General features: G+C 73.2%; 17 protein-coding genes. 8 read left to right on the top strand and 9 right to left on the bottom strand.

Annotated elements, in window-relative coordinates; translation table 11 throughout:
• Nucleotides 1–192: 192 nt before the first annotated feature.
• Complete coding sequence (locus FB467_RS13275; RefSeq protein ID WP_141785525.1) at nucleotides 193–1,146, bottom strand: Lsr2 family DNA-binding protein; 954 nt, start codon at nucleotides 1,144–1,146, stop codon at nucleotides 193–195.
• 33 nt (nucleotides 1,147–1,179) lie between these two features.
• On the bottom strand, nucleotides 1,180–1,440 hold the full coding sequence (locus FB467_RS13270; RefSeq protein WP_141785524.1) for an ester cyclase: 261 nt from the start codon (nucleotides 1,438–1,440) through the stop codon (nucleotides 1,180–1,182).
• On the opposite strand from FB467_RS13270, the gene FB467_RS13265 reads away from it, so the two are divergent.
• Nucleotides 1,431–2,021: a TetR/AcrR family transcriptional regulator gene (locus FB467_RS13265; RefSeq protein WP_141785523.1), complete on the top strand. Its 591-nt coding sequence runs from the start codon at nucleotides 1,431–1,433 to the stop codon at nucleotides 2,019–2,021. The two genes, FB467_RS13270 and FB467_RS13265, sit on opposite strands and share 10 nt — an antisense overlap.
• A gap of 54 nt (nucleotides 2,022–2,075) precedes the next feature.
• Here FB467_RS13265 and FB467_RS13260 read toward each other — a convergent pair whose 3' ends face one another.
• Together FB467_RS13260 and FB467_RS13255 are read right to left on the bottom strand one after the other, a co-directional pair.
• On the bottom strand, nucleotides 2,076–2,699 hold the full coding sequence (locus tag FB467_RS13260; RefSeq protein ID WP_141785522.1) for a LysE family translocator: 624 nt from the start codon (nucleotides 2,697–2,699) through the stop codon (nucleotides 2,076–2,078).
• A gap of 7 nt (nucleotides 2,700–2,706) precedes the next feature.
• Nucleotides 2,707–3,813, bottom strand: coding sequence for an NADH:flavin oxidoreductase/NADH oxidase (locus FB467_RS13255; protein WP_141785521.1), 1,107 nt, complete (start codon nucleotides 3,811–3,813; stop codon nucleotides 2,707–2,709).
• Between the two features lie 190 nt (nucleotides 3,814–4,003).
• On the opposite strand from FB467_RS13255, the gene FB467_RS13250 reads away from it, so the two are divergent.
• The 5 genes from FB467_RS13250 (at nucleotide 4,004) to FB467_RS18515 (ending at nucleotide 7,825) form a co-directional block, all read left to right on the top strand.
• Nucleotides 4,004–4,282 carry an iron-sulfur cluster biosynthesis family protein gene (locus tag FB467_RS13250; protein ID WP_141785520.1) on the top strand — a complete coding sequence of 93 codons (279 nt, stop codon included), beginning with the start codon at nucleotides 4,004–4,006 and terminating at the stop codon, nucleotides 4,280–4,282.
• Nucleotides 4,283–4,458: 176 nt separating this feature from the next.
• Entirely contained in the window at nucleotides 4,459–4,881 is a 423-nt protein-coding gene (locus FB467_RS13245; protein ID WP_141785519.1) for a transferase, read from the top strand.
• A 2-nt stretch (nucleotides 4,882–4,883) separates the two neighbouring features.
• Nucleotides 4,884–5,318 carry a PPOX class F420-dependent oxidoreductase gene (locus tag FB467_RS13240; RefSeq protein WP_141785518.1) on the top strand — a complete coding sequence of 145 codons (435 nt, stop codon included), beginning with the start codon at nucleotides 4,884–4,886 and terminating at the stop codon, nucleotides 5,316–5,318.
• A gap of 64 nt (nucleotides 5,319–5,382) precedes the next feature.
• Complete coding sequence (locus FB467_RS13235) at nucleotides 5,383–6,897, top strand: protealysin inhibitor emfourin (RefSeq protein WP_141785517.1); 1,515 nt, start codon at nucleotides 5,383–5,385, stop codon at nucleotides 6,895–6,897.
• Between the two features lie 43 nt (nucleotides 6,898–6,940).
• Nucleotides 6,941–7,825: a hypothetical protein gene (locus FB467_RS18515; protein WP_170230714.1), complete on the top strand. Its 885-nt coding sequence runs from the start codon at nucleotides 6,941–6,943 to the stop codon at nucleotides 7,823–7,825.
• A 4-nt stretch (nucleotides 7,826–7,829) separates the two neighbouring features.
• Here FB467_RS18515 and allB read toward each other — a convergent pair whose 3' ends face one another.
• From allB to FB467_RS13200, 5 genes are all read right to left on the bottom strand, one after another.
• A complete protein-coding gene (gene allB, locus FB467_RS13220) occupies nucleotides 7,830–9,152 on the bottom strand; it encodes an allantoinase AllB (protein WP_141786662.1) in 1,323 nt (440 codons plus the stop codon).
• A 152-nt stretch (nucleotides 9,153–9,304) separates the two neighbouring features.
• Entirely contained in the window at nucleotides 9,305–10,513 is a 1,209-nt protein-coding gene (locus tag FB467_RS13215) for a glycerate kinase (RefSeq protein WP_141785514.1), read from the bottom strand.
• A 12-nt stretch (nucleotides 10,514–10,525) separates the two neighbouring features.
• Complete coding sequence (gene gcl / locus FB467_RS13210) at nucleotides 10,526–12,304, bottom strand: glyoxylate carboligase (RefSeq protein WP_141785513.1); 1,779 nt, start codon at nucleotides 12,302–12,304, stop codon at nucleotides 10,526–10,528.
• Nucleotides 12,305–12,344: 40 nt separating this feature from the next.
• Nucleotides 12,345–13,244: a 2-hydroxy-3-oxopropionate reductase gene (locus tag FB467_RS13205; protein ID WP_141785512.1), complete on the bottom strand. Its 900-nt coding sequence runs from the start codon at nucleotides 13,242–13,244 to the stop codon at nucleotides 12,345–12,347.
• Between the two features lie 58 nt (nucleotides 13,245–13,302).
• Nucleotides 13,303–14,109: a hydroxypyruvate isomerase family protein gene (locus FB467_RS13200; RefSeq protein WP_141785511.1), complete on the bottom strand. Its 807-nt coding sequence runs from the start codon at nucleotides 14,107–14,109 to the stop codon at nucleotides 13,303–13,305.
• Nucleotides 14,110–14,202: 93 nt separating this feature from the next.
• Here FB467_RS13200 and FB467_RS13195 point away from each other — a divergent pair, with 93 nt between their 5' ends.
• Both FB467_RS13195 and FB467_RS13190 read left to right on the top strand, forming a co-directional pair.
• On the top strand, nucleotides 14,203–14,976 hold the full coding sequence (locus tag FB467_RS13195; protein WP_141785510.1) for an IclR family transcriptional regulator: 774 nt from the start codon (nucleotides 14,203–14,205) through the stop codon (nucleotides 14,974–14,976).
• Between the two features lie 88 nt (nucleotides 14,977–15,064).
• Nucleotides 15,065–16,510: an NAD-dependent malic enzyme gene (locus FB467_RS13190; protein ID WP_141785509.1), complete on the top strand. Its 1,446-nt coding sequence runs from the start codon at nucleotides 15,065–15,067 to the stop codon at nucleotides 16,508–16,510.

Here is a 16,510-nt window from a genome sequence, read left to right as displayed (position 1 = left end):
AGAAATAGCGGAGGGCGCGGACCAGATGGTCCACGCCCGTGTCGGCTCCGGGTGCGCGTCAGTCGTTCGTCGCGCCGGCCGGAGCCGACACAAAGAACCAATACGAACGCGCGATGAGCATGGAGCCAGGGTACACGCTCTCCGGCGTGCCCTCCGCCCGGTCCCCGGGGAGGCGGGTCGGGACGAGGGTCGTCAGTCGTTGCGGCGGTCGAACGCGGCCACCACGTCCGCCGGGATCCGCCCGCGGTCCGAGACCTCCAGACCCTGGGCGCGGGCCCACGCGCGGATCCGGGCCGGCGGCGCCGGGGTCGCGGCGGGGAGGTCGGCGACCCGGGCGTCCCCGCCCTGCTCCTCGGCCGCCTCGCGCAGCGACGCGGCCAGGAACCGGTAGGTCCACTCCTGGGCCAGCGCCCGTGTCTCGCAGAACATGATCGGCACCTGGGGGAAGCGGGCGTGACACTCGGCCAGCCCGTCGGCGACCAGTGCCGGACGCACCCGCTCCAGCTGGAAGACCTGGGAGTAGCGGTCCTCGACCACCACCGCGGCCCGCGGGAGGTCCGCCAGGGCCGCCAGGAGGTAGCGCATCCGCCCGCCGGTCAGGGTGGACACCAGGTCGGTCAGGCTCTTGCGCTCGACCGAGGCGACGACCCGGCCGTGGAGTTCCACCGCGTAGTCGCCGGCGGACAGGCCCCGCACCGTGGTGGTGGCCTGCTGGTGGGTGAACTTCCAGGCATAGCGCTCGTGCGAGTCCACGATGATCGGGAGGTCGGTCACGCCCGCCGCGCGGGCGGTGGGCAGGGTCACGGCCGGGCGGGCCTGCCTGGTGGTGCGGGCGGTCTGCCAGAAGATCGCCTCCCGACCGCCTCGGACCCGGGTCAGCACGAACTGGGACCGGTTCTCCCGCCCCCGCCCCAGCACCAGGTCGATGGCGGCACCGCGGCGCACGCAGGAGCGGACCGGGACCCGCTCCAGGATCTCGGGGTCGCGCGGCCAGCCGACGGCGCGGTGACAGTAGACCTTGGCCGTCCGCGGCCACGTCTCGCGGGCCTTGAGCACGATGCCCTCCGGGCCCAAGGGGATGCGGAGCAGGTAGGGCAGGGACGTGCCCTCCTCCGGGTTGCGGGCGATCAGGAAGTCCTCCGGCACGGGTCCAGCGTATGTCGGGAGTCGCCGCCGGGGTCAGGGCGCCAGCCGGTCCAGGACACCAGTCTGCGCCAGGAGGGCGAACCGGTCCGGCACGCCCCAGTGCTCGACGATCCGGCCGTCGACGACACGGGCGATATCCACGACCGTGAAGTCCACGGGCCGGTTGCTGGGGGGCCCGAAGAAGGGTCCGGACGCGGTGGCCCGGCCACGCACCCGGGCCCAGACTGTCGGCCCGTCCTGTACCCAGTCCTCGATGGTGAACTCTGCGTCGGGGAAGTTCCTGTATGGCAGCACCTGTCAAGAGCACCTACCGCCAGGAGCAGGCGGCCCAGACGCGGGACCGGATCGCGCGGGCCGCGCGCGAGGTCTTTGCGGCCCAGGGATACGGCAGCGCGAGCATCGAGTCGATCGCCGCGGCGGCCGGGGTCGCCGTCCGGACCGTCTATTCCGCCTATGGCACCAAGCGGGAGATCCTGTCCCGCATCTGCGAGATCTGGCTGGAGGAGGCCGGGGCCCGGGAGCGCGCCGAGGCGGTGTTGGCCGACCCGGACGTCTCGGCACGGGTGTGGGGGACGGCCGCCTGGCTCACCAACCTGTATGCCACCGGGCTCGACGTGGCGACGGTCTTCGAGGGGGCCAGCGACGAGAGTCCCGAGACGAGGACGCTGCTGCGGGCCAAGTTGGCCGGCCGCGACCAGGTCCTCGACGCCATGGTCGCCTCGCTGGAGCCGGCGCTGTCTCGCCCGGTGGACCAGGTGCAGGCGGTGTTGCGGGCGTTGGCCGCCCCCGGGGTCTACCGGGCGCTGGTGGTGGATTCCGGGTGGACCACCGAGGCGTTCACCGACTGGGTCGCGGCGGCGCTGACGCGTCGGTGACGGAGGGCCCGCCGGCGGGGAGTAGGCCGGACTCTCGACCCGCTGGGAAGGGGGTCAGCCGAACGCCACGGGCCAGAACTCGACCGCGAGCACGACTGCGGCCAGGACCAACAGCGCGCCGGCGACTACGAGGATCCGGCGGTAGGCCCGGTCGCTCAGCAGGTGGCGGCCTCCGGCGACCAGGACCGCGAGCAGCGCCTTGGACCCGACGATCGCGACGTAGAACCCGACCACGAGAGCGACCCCGCCCACGGGGGCCTCCCGCCACGCCGAGAGGGTCAACGGGCCGAGCACGGTGGCCCAGGTGAGCCAGGGGTGCGGGCTCAGCAGGTTGACCAGCGCGGCCTGCCCCAGAGCCTGGTGGGCCACGGTCCGCCGGGCAGCCGGGGCGGGCGTCAACGAGGCGTCCCGGGCCTCGCGGATGGTGCTGACCCCGGTCCAGGCGACGAAGACCGCACCGGCCAGGGCGAGCCAGCCCATCGCGCGGTCCGGCAGGTGGTTGAGCAGGAGCAGGGTGCCGGAGACCACGAGGAGGTCGGAGAGCAGCGGCGCGCACGCCGCGAGGACCCCCGCCGGCCAGCCGCCGCGCAGCGCGGAGGTGATCACCAGCACCAGGAGCGGGCCCGGGCTGATCCCGGCGGCGGCGCCGAGCGTCAGCCCGAGCAGGACGGCATCCATCGCAGACCTAGGCCCCGCGCGCCGGTTCCTGGGGCCACCGGCCCCGGTCGTATGCCGGGGGCCAGGCGATCTCCTGGCCCAGCTCGTGGGCCGCCCGCAGCGGGAAGTGCGGGTCCCGGATCAGCTCGCGGGCCATCATCACCGCCTGTACCCGCCCGGAGGACACGATGTCCTCGGCCTGCTGCGGGGTGGTGATCATCCCGACCGCGCTCACCGGCGCACCGGTCCGCGCGGCGATCTCCTCGGCATACGGCACCTGGTAGCCGGGACCGGTGTGGAAGGTGGCCGGCACGAGCCCACCGCTGGAGATGTCGAACAGGTCGGCGCCCGCGTCCCGGGCCCACCCGGCGACGGCGGCGACGTCCTCGGGGGTGAGGCCGTCCTCGGCGTGGTCGGTCGCGGAGAACCGGACGAACAGGGGGACGTCCGGCCCGACCTCCGCGCGGATGCCGGCCACGATCTCCAGCAACAGGCGGGCCCGGTTCTCCGGGGAGCCGCCGTAGTCGTCGGTGCGCTCGTTGGACAGCGGGGAGAGGAACTGGTGCAGCAGGTAGCCGTGGGCGTTGTGCACCTCGAGCACGTCGAAGCCAGCCTCCCGCGCCCGCCGGGCGGCCACCACGAAGTCCGCGGCGACGTCCCGGACCTCCTGGGTGCTCAGCTCGCGGGGGACCACGCGGCCGTCGTGCGGGATGGGGCTCGGGGCGACCGGGGTCCACCCGCCCTCGTCGGCGGGCACCGTCTCGCGGCGGCCGTCCCAGGGCCGGTAGGCCGAGGCCTTGCGCCCCGCGTGGGAGAGCTGCATGCCGATGGGGACGCCCTGTCCGTGGACGAAGTCGACGATCCGGCGCCAGGCAGCGACCTGCGCGTCGGTGTAGATGCCGGTGTCCTGGGCCGAGATGCGTCCCTCCGGGCTGACGCCCGTCGCCTCGGTGAGGACCAGTCCGGCCCGGCCGCGGGCGAATCCGCCGAGGTGGGCCAGGTGCCAGTCGTGCGGCTCGCCGCTGCGGTCGTCGCAGGAGTACTGGCACATCGGGGAGACCCAGATCCGGTTGGGGAACTCCACGCCGCGCAGGCGGTAGGGGCGGAACAGGGCGGACTCGGCGGTCGTCGGCATACCGGCATTCTCTGTGCCGCTGCGACGGCGGGAGGCACCACCCCCTCCGGGTGCCGCGTTTGACACACCCCCCGGTCGGTCGACGAGGGTGGAGGAGTCCGAGGCGCGTGCGCATTGCCCCGCGAGGTGGTCGTAAGCGTCCACGCCGGCAGTCCGCTGCCGGCGCCGCACCGAAGACAGGAGTACTTCCATGCTGACCGTGACCGAGAACGCCCAGGCCGTCGTCAAGGGCCTGACCGACAGCGACGAGCTCCCCGACACCGCCGGGCTGCGCCTGGCCGTCGCCGGGGACGAGACCCAGCTGGCGGTGAGCGTCGTGCCCGAGCCGGAGCCGACCGACGTGGTCGTCGACGCGGGGGAGGGCAAGGTCTACCTGGCCGAGGACGCCGCCACCCTGCTGGACGGCCAGACCCTCGACGCGACACCGACCGAGGAGGGCGTGGGCTTCACCCTGTCCCCGACCTCCTGAGCATCTCCGTCGCCGCCCGTCCCGCTTCCTTGGGGCGGGCGGCGCCGTGTGCGGCACGGGGGTTCCCGCCGGTCGTTACCGGCCGGGAACATCCGGCCCCGATCGACCGTTCCACTACACGCCGGGGATCCGTGACTCCCGGCACCCGACGACAGTTCCCGAGGGGAGGGATCACGGTGCGCAGGAAGAAGAACTACATCGAGATCGAAGAGGTGCCGGGCAAGGCACTTCGCTACTACAAGCACGTCCACGGCGGTGGGTTCGTCGCCGACGGGGCCAGCGTGGACCCGTCCGCCTTCGTCCACGAGTCCGCCTACGTCGACCCCGGGGCCGTGGTGCGCCGCGGCGCCCGCATCGGGTCCGGGGCCTGGGTCGACCAGGGTGCCCAGATCGGCGAGGACGCCGTGGTGGGCAGCTGTGTCCGGGTCGGCAGGGACGCCCAGATCGGCCGCGGGGTGCGGCTGGGGATGCGGACCAAGGTCGGCGACCGGGCCCGGATCGCGGACCACGCGCGGGTCGACGCCGAGGAGACCATCGCCGCCGGTGCGGTCGTGACGGGTCGCCGCGTGCCCGGTCGACAGATCAGCACGGCGGCCTGACCGTGTCCGGCGACGGCATCGCGCCCGGGCACCGGGACTTCCTGGCCGCCCACCACAAGGGCGTCCTGGTCACCCTGCGACGCAACGGACGGCCGCAGCTGTCCAACGTGCTCTACGTCTACGACCCGGAGACCGACACCGCCCGGGTCTCGGTGACGCAGGACCGGGCCAAGACCCGCAACGCCCGGCGCGAGCCGTGGGTGGCCCTCCAGGTGAGCTCGGACGACTTCTGGGGGTATGCCGTGGCCGAGGGCCGCGCAGAGCTCACCGAGGTCGCGGGTGACCCCCACGACGAGGTGGTCGACGAGCTGGTCGGGTACTACCGGGCGATCTCCGGGGAGCACCCGGACTGGGAGGAGTACCGCTCGAGCCAGGTGGCGGAGCGGCGGCTGGTGCTGCGGATCGGGGTGGGGCGCACCTACGGCGCCGTGCCCTGACCTTCCCGGCCGTTTGTCGGTGGTGGGGTCCACACTGGGGACTACCACGGCGAACGGAGCAGCGATGAACGACCCGACCAGGTCCCGGACCCACGGCTTCGTGCCGCCCTACCTGCTGGAGCGGTTGGCGGCCGATGCCGACCCGGGCCTGTCCGGCCCCGCGCGGCGCACCCTGGACGGGGACGACACGCTGCGCCGCGCCCGGGAGCGTCCGGACCTGTGGGGCCAGTGGGCGGACCCCTCGGGCGAGGTGGCCTCGGGCGAGGTGGAGTCGGGTGCGGCCGAGTCGGGCGCGGTGGAGTCACCCGAGTCCGGCGGCCAGGGCGAGCCCGGGCCGCAGCGGGTGGTGTCCGATGCCCGAGGTGGCCGGGAGCTGCCCGGCACCCCCGTCCGGCGGGAGGCGGAGGACCCCACCGGTGACCCGGCGGCCGACGAGGCCTACGACGGGTTGGGGGACACCTGGCAGCTGTTCTTCGACGCCTTCGGGCGCGACTCCCTCGACGGCCGGGGGATGCCGTTGCTGGCGACGGTGCACTTCGACCGGGACTACGACAACGCCTTCTGGGACGGCGTGCAGATGGTCTTCGGCGACGGGGACGGCCGCATCTTCAACCGGTTCACGCTCAGCCTGGACGTCATCGGCCACGAGCTCGCCCACGGCGTCATCGAGCACACGGCCGGGCTGATGTACCGCGACCAGCCGGGCGCCCTCAACGAGAGTGTGTCCGACGTCTTCGGTTCGCTGGTGCGCCAGCGTGCCCTCGGCCAGTCCGCGCGGGAGGCGGACTGGCTGATCGGGGCGGACCTGTTCACCGACGCGGTGCAGGGCGTGGCGCTGCGGTCGATGAAGGCGCCGGGCACGGCATACGACGACCCCGTGCTGGGCAAGGACCCGCAGCCGGGCCACCTGGACGACTACGTCCGGACCGCGGAGGACAACGGCGGCGTGCACATCAACTCGGGCATCCCCAACCGGGCGTTCTACGAGACCGCCGTCGCGCTCGGCGGCAACGCCTGGGAGGCGCCGGGTCAGATCTGGTACGACACGCTGACCGGGGACATCCGGGCCGACTGCGACTTCGCCACGTTCGCCCAGCTGACTGTGACCGCGGCCACCGACCGTTACGGCGCGGACTCCGCCGAGGTCGCGGCGGTGCGGCACGGGTGGGAGGCGGTCGGCGTGCTGACCGGGCAGGGGTCGGACGTGGCAGGTGCCGAGGAGCCGGCACCCGGCCCGGCAACGGACCCGGTGCCCGAGGGCGGAGCCGAGCCGGCGCCCGCCGGGGCCGAGCTGCTGCTGCGTCGCAGCGGCGGGTTCGCCGGCCTGGTCCGGGAGCGCGAGGTGCGCCTGGACGAACTGCCCGAGCCCGATACCCGGGACTGGCGCCACCTGCTCGGTGGCCAGCGGCTGCGCGCGCTGCAGGCGCCGGGCGGGGAGGCGTCCCGGGGCGGCCACCCGGACGCGTTCACCTATCGGGTGTGCTGCGACGCCGTCGACCTGGACGTGACCGTCACCGAGTCGCACCTGCCGCACGACGTGCGCGGACTGTTCGAACGCACGCTGGAGCAGCCCGGCTGACCCGGGACACGGCATACGCTGGTCCGGTCAGGGGTGCACCGAGGTGGGGAGTGACGTGATGGTCCGGACGGTCGGGGTCGACCTCGAGTTCTATGCCCCGGAGTCCGTCGCCGGCGGCGACGCTGGGGATGCGGTCTGGGACCACCCGGCGGACGACACGGTGGCGGGACTGCTCCGCGAGGTCGCGCGACGGAGCCCGCGCGTCGGGGACGGTTCGGAGGCCGCCTGGCGGCTCACCCAGGACCGGACCCGCCAGGGCGGGGGACCGGCCGACACCCTCGGGATCCTGTTGCTGGCCGGCGAGGGGACCGCGCGGGTCCACGGGTTCCCGGCGCTGGTCGGTGCCGACGACGTGGCCGCCCTCGCCGGGCGCTCCCGGGGCGTGTCCCTGTTCTGCGAGCTGGTGGGCGCGGAGCCCGATCCGCCACCGCAGGCTCCCGCGGAGGTGCCGACCATCAGCGTCCCGGAAGATCCCCGGGGCTGGTTCGCCCGGCTGCTCGGCCGGGGAGAAGCTCCGAGCGTGACCGAGGAACAGATCGACGCGATCGACCCGGTGGTCACCGTGCACTTCGACCGGACCCCGGTGGGCCGGGACGAGGGCGAGGGTCGGGTCGCCACCGCGTGGCCGATGCGGAACAGCCGGGGCAGCGGCCTGCTGCTCGAGCACCTCATCGAGACCCCGGGCCTGTTGCCCCGGGGCGACGGGGCGGGCGGCTGGTGGATCAGCGTGGTCGACAGGGAAACCGAGGTCCACGACAGCCTGGGTGCGCTCAGGCCGCTGGGCTACCTCCGGTGGTCCGCCGACGGTGCCGCCTCGCTGTGGCCCGCGGTGGACTCCCAGTTCCCGTACCTGGGCGTGCTGGCGATCCGCGACGTGGACCTGTGGGTGTTCGCCGAGTACCTGCCGGGGGAGCCGGTCCGACTCTGAGCGGCTAGCCGGGGGACAGGAGCCGACCGTGCGGGGTGTCCCCGGTCGGTGCGCCCCGCAGCAGGGTGCGACGCACGACGCCGGTCAGTTCCCTGCCGTCGTACGGGGTGACGGCGTGCCGGTGTTGCAGCGCGGCCGCGTCCACCGTGAAGGTCGCGTCGGGGGCGAGCACCACCAGGTCGGCGTCCAGGCCCACGCCGATCGCGCCCTTGCGCGAGGACAGGCCCACCCGTGCGGCGGGTTTGGTGGCCATCCAGGCGATCACCTGCTCCAGCGGGATGCCACGGCGCCGGGCCTCGGTCCAGACCACCGGCAGCTGCACCTGGACCGAGGCGACGCCTCCCCAGGCCTGGCCGAAGTCGCCGTGCGCGACGCCCTTCATCTCCGGGGTCGAGGGCGAGTGGTCCGAGGCGATGTAGTCGATGGTGCCGTCCAGCAACCCCTGCCAGAGGAGCTCGCGGTTGGACTCCTCCCGGATCGGCGGGCAGCACTTGTAGGCGGTGGCGCCGGCCGGGACGTCCTCGGCGGTCAACGTCAGGTAGTGCGGGCAGGTCTCCACGGTCAGGTCGACCCCGTCGGCCTTGGCGCTGGCGACCATCGGCAGCGCGTCGGAGGACGACAGGTGCAGGACGTGCGCCCGCGCACCGGTCCAACGGGCCCGCTCGATGACCACGGCGATGGCCAGGTTCTCCGCGCCGCGCGGCCGGGAGGCCAGGAACCGCTCGTAGCGGTCACCCTCGCAGTGCGGTGCCAGGTCGATCGCCCGCGAGTCCTCGGCGTGCACGATCATCAGGCCACCGAACCCGGCGACCTCCCGCAGGTAGTCCTCCAGGTCCTCCGGCGTCAACGGCGGGAACTCGTCCACGCCCGAGTGCAGCAGGAAGCACTTGAATCCGAACGCCCCCGCCCCGTGCAGCGCGGCGAGCTGGTCCCGGTTGCCGGGGACGGCCCCGCCCCAGAAGCCGACGTCGACGTGCGCCTGGGGGCCGGCGACCAGCCGCTTGAGCTCCAGCGCCTCGGGGGTGACCGTCGAGGGGATCGAGTTCAGCGGCATGTCCAGGATCGTCGTCACACCGCCGGCGGCCGCGGCGCGGGTGGCGGTGGCGAACCCCTCCCACTCGGTGCGGCCGGGTTCGTTGACATGGACGTGCGTGTCGACCAGCCCCGGCACCAGCACCTCGTCGGCGGCCAGCTCGATGACCCGGCCCGCGGCCAGGCCGGTCCCGAGCGGCTCGATGGCCACGACCTGCTCGCCCCGGACGCCCACCTCCCAGGGGCCGAAGGCGCCCTCGACCAGGATCCGCTCGCCGCGGACGACGAGGTCCAGGCCCGTCCCGCCCGTCCGGTCGGTGGTGCCTCCGGCGGGGCTCGGGTCCCCGCCCGGGGTCCCGGTCGCCTCGGCGCGCAACCGCTCCAACTCGGCGCGGAACGACTCCGGACGGTTGACCTCCTCCAACCGAGGCGTGCTGGGGTCCGTGCTCACGGGGTCTCCTCCCGTCCGCTGGTGGGCGGCTGGTGCGGCGGGACGTGGCCCGCCAGCAGGCCGCCGACCCGTTCCAGGAGGGGCACCGGGTCCTCGATGCACCGCTCGACGTCCGGCTCGAGGTCCGTGAGCGCGTACGCGGCGGCGAACCCGACCTCGTCGGTCTCCGCGTCGGTCAGGGCACGGTGGCCGCACACCGCGACGACGGGTATGCCGTGGCGCCGGGCCCGGGCCAGGACGCCCACCGGGGCCTTGCCCGACAGGGTCTGCCGGTCCAGCATCCCCTCGCCGGTGACCACCAGGTCTGCGCCCTCCAGGGCGTCGTCCAGGCCCACGAGGTCCAGGACGTGGTCGACGCCGGAGACCTGCTGGGCGCCGACGGCCATCGCCGCGTAGCCGGTGCCGCCGGCGGCACCGGCGCCACGGGCGGTCGCCCTTCCCGGTCGTCCCGCGGTCGGCTCGGGCAGCGTGGGGAGGGCGGCGTCCAGCAGCTCGGCCCAGCGGGCGAGGGCCGCGTCGATCCGTGCCACCGTGGCCGGGTCGGCGCCCTTCTGCGGGCCGAAGACCGCCGCGGCGCCGTCGTCGCCGGTCAGCGGGTTGTCCACGTCGTTGGCCAGCAGCACCTCTGCGGCCAGGAGCCTGCGGTCCAGGCCGGAGAGGTCGACCCGGTCCAGGGACTCCAGGCCGGCTGCGCCAGGCGGGACGGGGTGACCGGATGCGTCGAGCAGGCGGGCGCCGAGGGCGCTGAGCATGCCCGCGCCCCCGTCGTTCGTGGCGCTGCCGCCGACCCCGAGCACGATGGTGCTGCAGCCCTGGTCCAGGGCCGCGGCGAACAGTGCGCCGGTGCCGGCCGTCGAGGCGGTCAGGGCCCGGGTCGGTCCGTCGTCGGGACGGGACGGGACGTCCTGCGGCGCCAGGGCGATGCCCGAGGACGCGGCCATCTCCAGCACCGCGCCGGGGCCGTCCGGCTCCCGGGCCCAGGTCGCGGCCACCGGGTCGCCCCAGGGGCCGGGCACCTCGGTCGTGACCGCCTGCCACCCCTGGTCGAGCACGGCGGCGACCGTGCCGTCGCCGCCGTCGGCGACGGACACGCTGACCACCTCGACCTCGGGCAGCTCCCGGCGCAGGCCGTCGGCCAGGGCCGAGCAGACCTCCGCCGCGGTCAGGGAACCCTTGAACTTGTCCGGGGCGAGCACTACGCGCATGACGTCAGTCTGTCAGTCCATCACCGAGATGGCGGTCGGGGCGTCGGCACCGAGCTCGGCCAGCGCCTCGAACTCGTGCACCGTGTCCAGCCCGCCCGCACCCATCGAGATGTTGGTGACCTTCTCCAGGATGACCTCGACCACGACCGGCAGGCGCTCGGCCCTGGCCAGCCGCTGGGCCTCGGTCAGCGCCTCGTGCAGCTTCTCGGGGTCGGTGACCCGCACCGCCTTGACGCCCAGGCCCTCGGCCACGGCGACGTGGTCCACGCCGTAGCCGTTGGTGTCGGGGAAGTTGCTGTTCTCGAACGCGAGCGAGACGTTGTAGTCCATGTCGAACGCCCGCTGCGACTGGCGGATCAGGCCCAGGTAGGAGTTGTTCACCAGCACGTGGACGTAGGGGATGCGGAACTGGGCGCCCACCGCCAGCTCCTCGACGAGGAACTGGAAGTCGTAGTCGCCGGAGAGGGCGACGACGTCGGCCTCCGGGCGGGCCGTGGCCACACCCAGCGCGGCCGGCATGGTCCAGCCCAGCGGGCCGGCCTGGCCACAGTTGATCCAGCGGCGGGGACCGAAGACGTGCAGCAACTGGGCACCGGCGATCTGGGACAGCCCGATGGTGGAGACGTAGACGGTCTCCTTGCCGAACGCCCGGTTCATCTCCTGGTAGACCCGCTGCGGCTTGATCGGGATGTCCTCGAAGTGGGTCTTGCGCTGCAGCGTGGCCTTGCGCAGAGCGCAGTCCTTCACCCAGACACCGAAGTCCGGCAGGCTGCGCTGCTCGACCCGCTCCTGCGCCCCGGCCAACAGGGCACGCAGGGCCGCCCCCGCGTCGGAGACGATGCTGAAGTCGGGGGCCAGCACGCGACCGATCTGGGTCGGCTCGATGTCGATGTGCACGAACCTGCGGCCGGCGGTGTAGACGTCCAGGGCACCGGTGTGGCGGTTGGCCCAGCGGTTGCCGATGCCGATCACCAGGTCGGACTCCAGGAAGGTGGCGTTGCCGTAACGGTGCGAGGTCTGCAGCCCCACCATGCCTGCGTGCAGCGGGTGGTCGTCGGGGATGGCGCCCCAGCCCATCAGGGTGGGGATGACCGGGACCTGGAGGGTCTCGGCCAGCTGCACCAGCAGGTCCGCGGCGTCGGCGTTGATGACGCCGCCGCCGGCGATGATCACCGGGCGCTCGGCCGTGGCGAGCATGTCCAGCACCCGGGCGGCCTGCGCCGGGGTCGCCTCGGGGCGGGCCACCGGCAACGGCTCGTAGGTGTCGATGTCGAACTCGATCTCGGCGAGCTGCACGTCGATCGGCAGGTCGATCAGGACCGGTCCCGGACGCCCTTCCCGCATCAGCCAGAAGGCCCGCTGGAAGGTGCCGGGCACCTGCCCGGCCTCCATCACGGTGACCGCCCACTTGGTGACCGGGGCGGCGATCGAGGCGATGTCGACCGCCTGGAAGTCCTCCTTGTCGAGCTTGGCCACCGGTGCCTGTCCGGTGACCGCCAGGATCGGGATGGAGTCCGCGGAGGCCGAGTACAGACCGGTGAGCATGTCGGTCCCCGCAGGCCCGGAGGTGCCCAGGCACACGCCGATGTTGCCGGCGGCGGCGCGGGTGTATCCCTCGGCCATGTGGGAGGCGGCCTCCACGTGCCGGGCGAGCACGTGGTGGATCCCTCCGTGGGCCTTCATCGCGGAGAAGAACGGGTTGATCGCCGCGCCCGGGACCCCGAAGGTCTGGGTGGCGCCCTCCTTCTCCAGGATCAGCATGGCGGCATCGACGGCGCGCATGGTGGTCATCGGTTCGTCCTTACGTCGTGGCGAGCTCCCGGGGCGGGGCTCAGTCCTTGCGGGTGTGGCCGGACAGCTGCTCGACGAGCAGCAGCAGGGCCGAGTGGTCCAGGTCGCCGTGGCCGAGCTGGCGCAGCGAACCCATCAGCTGGGCGGTGAGGGCGCCGAGCGGGATCGCGACCCCGGCCTCGCGGGCGGCGGCGGTGACGATGCCCATGTCCTTGTGGTGCAGGTCCACCCGGAAGCCGGGCTGGAAGGACCGCTGGGCCATGGCCGAGGCCTTGTTGTCCAGGATCCGGTTGCCGGCCAGTCCGCCGGCGAGGACCTTGATGGCCGCCTCGGTGTCCACGCCGTAGGCCTCCAGGAACACCAGCGCCTCGGAGACCAGCTCGATGGTGCCCGCCACGATCAGCTGGTTGGCCGCCTTGACGGTCTGGCCGGACCCGGACGGTCCGACGTGCACGATGGTCTTGCCGACCGCCTCCAGGACGGGGCGTGCCGCCTCGAAGGTCTCGGCCTCGCCACCGGCCATGATCGACAGGGTCGCCTCGATGGCGCCCTTCTCACCGCCGGAGACCGGTGCGTCCAGCGGACGCAGGCCCGCCTCGGTGGCGGCCTCGCCCACCCGGACCGCGACGTCCGGGCGGATGGTGGAGGCATCGACCCAGATCGCGCCGGACTTCGCCGCCCCGACGAGTCCGCCCTCGCCGAGCGCGACGTCCTCCACGTCGGGGGAGTCGGGCACCATCGTGATGATGACGTCGGCGTCGGCGACCGCCTCGGCGATCGAGGCGGCGCCCCGGCCTCCCGCGGCCTCCAGGTCCTTCACCTTCTGCGGGCTACGGTTGTAACCGACGGTGTCGAAGCCGGCCTTGACCAGGTTGGCGGCCATCGGGCCGCCCATGATGCCCAGGCCGATGACGGCGACGGTGGTCTGCTGCGTGCTCATGGGGGAGTCCTCTCGGGTGGTGCTGTGCGGGGTGCGGTGCGGTGGGCGGTGGTGCCGGTCAGGCCGGTGCGCCGCGCTGCTCGCGGGGCAGCCAGACGAACGGGTCGGCGGCGTCGGTCTTGTACTCCAGGCCGACCCAGCCGTCGTAGCCGAGCGCGTAGCTGCGCTCGATCCACTCCTGCAGGGGGAGGTCACCGGTGCCGGGCTCGCCGCGGCCGGGGGCGTCGGCGATCTGGATGTGGCCGAACTGTGCGGCGTGCTGCTCCACGACCGCGGCGACGTCGTCGCCGTTGACGGCCAGGTGGTAGAAGTCGGCCAGCAGGGCGACCGCGGATCCGCCGGCGCCGTTGACCCGGTCCACCACGTCCAGGGCGTCGCGGGCGGTGAGCAGGGGGTAGCCGGCGGCGCCGCTCACCGGCTCCAGCAGCACGGTCCCGCCGATCGCGGCCACGGCGGCACTCGCGGCGAGCAGGTTCTCGGTCGCCGCCTCCTCCGACGCGGCGACGTCGGCGCCGTCCACGCGCAGGCCGTAGAGGGCGTTGAAGCCCCGGCAGCCGAGCTGTTCGCCGATGCCCACGACGACGTCGATGTTGTCCCGGAACTCCTGGCTGCGGGCCGGCTGGCTGACCAGGCCGCGCTCGCCTCCGGGCATGTCGCCGGCGAAGAAGTTGAGGCCGGTGAGCTGCACGCCGGCGTCGCGCACGGCGCGGACGAAGGCGTCCACCTCGGCATCGCCCGGCACGGCGGTGGCCCATGGCCACCAGAACTCCACCGCGCCGAACCCGGCCTCGGCGGCGGCCGCCGGGCGCTCCAGGAGCGGCCGGTCGGTCAGCAGGATCGATGCGTTGACGGTGTACCGGACCATCTCTACCTCCACGATGCGGAAAAAGTATCTTGCACTACGGAACCTTAGGGATGCCTGACTGGGCTGTCAAGGGTTCTTCGTAGACTGCAGCGCATGAGCGAGTCGGCCACGTCCGAGAAGGCCCCCAAGCGGAACGGCAAGATCCAGTCCGTCGAGCGCGCCTTCGCCCTGTTGGAGGCGATCGCCGACGCGGGGGGCGAGATCTCCACCAGTGAGCTCTCGACCCGCTCCGGGCTGCCGGTGCCGACCATCCACCGCCAGCTGCAGACCCTCGTGGCGCTGGGCTACGTGCGGCAGCTGCCGTCGCGGTGGTACGCCCTCGGTGCCCGCCTGGTCCGGTTGGGGGACCACGCCTCCAAGCAGCTCGGCGGCATCGCGCGACCGGAGCTGGTGTCCCTGGTGCAGGATCTGTCGGAGACCGCGAACCTGGCGATGCTGGACGGGGACCACATGGTCTACATCGCCCAGTCGCCCTCGCCGCACGCGATGCGCATGTTCACCGAGGTGGGCCGTCAGGCGCTGCTGCACAACAGCGGCGTCGGCAAGGCCGTCGGGGCCTTCCTGCCCGAGGAGCAGGTCCGCGCGATCCTGGGCAGGACCGGGATGCCGGCCGCCACCCCGCAGACGCTCACCGACATCGACGCCCTGGCCACCCAGTTGGCCACCGTCCGCGCCCGGGGGTATGCGGTCGACGAGCAGGAGCAGGAGGTCGGCGTGCAGTGCTACGCGGTCCCCGTGCCGGGCGCCCCCGCGCCGATGGCCGTCTCGGTGATCGGCCCGGTGAGCCGGGTCGCGGGCGACTTCGTGGACGTGGCCGTGCCCCGGCTGAAGGAGGCCGCGGCGCGGATCGGTGCGCTGATGTCCTGAGGACACGGGGACCCGATCGGCGGGAAACCCTTGATGATTCTGCTCTGCGAACTGTAGGCTCCGCAATACGGAATTCTAGGAGGCATTCATGGCAGGTCATCCCAACCCCGGGCACTCCATCACGCTCCGGGTCAGCGCCCCCGCGGGCATGTCGTCCACCTCGGAGCTGGCCGTGGCCACCACGGAGGCGGGAGCCGCCGTCACGGCCCTGGACATCGTGGAGTCCTCACCGGACTCGATGATCGTCGACGTCAGCTGCAACACGATCGACGACGACCACGCCGCGCGGGTCGCCGAGGCACTCGGCGCCCTGGACGGGGTGAGCGTCCAGCACGTGAGCGACCGCACCTTCCTGATGCACCTGGGCGGCAAGCTGTCCGTCGAGGCCAAGTCGCCGCTGCGCACCCGCGACGACCTCTCCCGGGCATACACCCCCGGTGTCGCGCGGGTCTGCAAGGCGATCGCGGCCAATCCCGAGAGCGCCCGCAACCTGACGATCAAGCGCAACACCGTCGCCGTGGTGACCGACGGCACCTCGGTGCTGGGGCTGGGCGACATCGGCCCGGCCGCGGCCATGCCGGTGATGGAGGGCAAGGCGGTGCTATTCAAGCAGTTCGCCGGGGTGGACGCCTGGCCGGTGTGCCTGGACACCAAGGACACCGAGAAGATCATCGAGATCGTCAAGGCGATCGCGCCCACCTACGGCGGGATCAACCTCGAGGACATCGCGGCCCCCCGCTGCTTCGAGATCGAGCGCCGGCTGCGTGAGGAACTCGACATCCCGGTCTTCCACGACGACCAGCACGGCACCGCGATCGTGGTGCTCGCCGCGCTGATCAACGCGCTGCGCGTGGTCGACAAGAAGATCGAGGACGTGCGGATCGTGGTCTCCGGCGTCGGCGCCGCGGGCCACGCGATCATCCAGCTGCTCATCGCGCACGGTGCCCGGCACATCGTCGGGGTGGCCCGCAAGGGTGCCCTGCACCGTGGTGAGACCTACCAGGACGAGCACCGGGCCTGGATCGCCGAGCACACCAACGAGGAGGACTTCAGCGGCACACTGGCCGAGGCGGTCGCCGGGGCGGACGTCTTCGTCGGGGTCAGCGCACCGGACCTGCTCACCGCCGAGGACATCGCCACGATGAACGAGCGCGCCGTCGTGATGGCGCTGGCCAACCCCGACCCCGAGATCCACCCGGTCGAGGCGGCCAAGCACGCCATGGTGGTGGCGACCGGCCGGTCCGACTTCCCGAACCAGATCAACAACGTGCTGGCCTTCCCGGGCCTGTTCCGGGGGCTGCTCGACGCCGGCGCCAGCGAGGTCACCACCGAGCTGCTGGTGGCGGCCGCCACGGCCATCGCCGACTGCGTGGACGCCGACGAGCTGAACCCGAGCTTCATCGTGCCCAGCGTCTTCAACCCCCGGGTGGCCAAGGACGTGGCCGCAGCCGTCCACCAGGCGGCCCGGGCCACCGGGACCGCCCTGCCGGAGACGCCCGAGGGTGCGGCGCCGCTGCCCGAGGTGACCCCCTGA

Source organism: Ornithinicoccus hortensis, from assembly GCF_006716185.1.
Taxonomy (GTDB): domain Bacteria; phylum Actinomycetota; class Actinomycetes; order Actinomycetales; family Dermatophilaceae; genus Ornithinicoccus; species Ornithinicoccus hortensis.
Note: the sequence above shows the minus strand (reverse complement) of the source record. Positions and strands in the feature narration are given on the sequence as shown.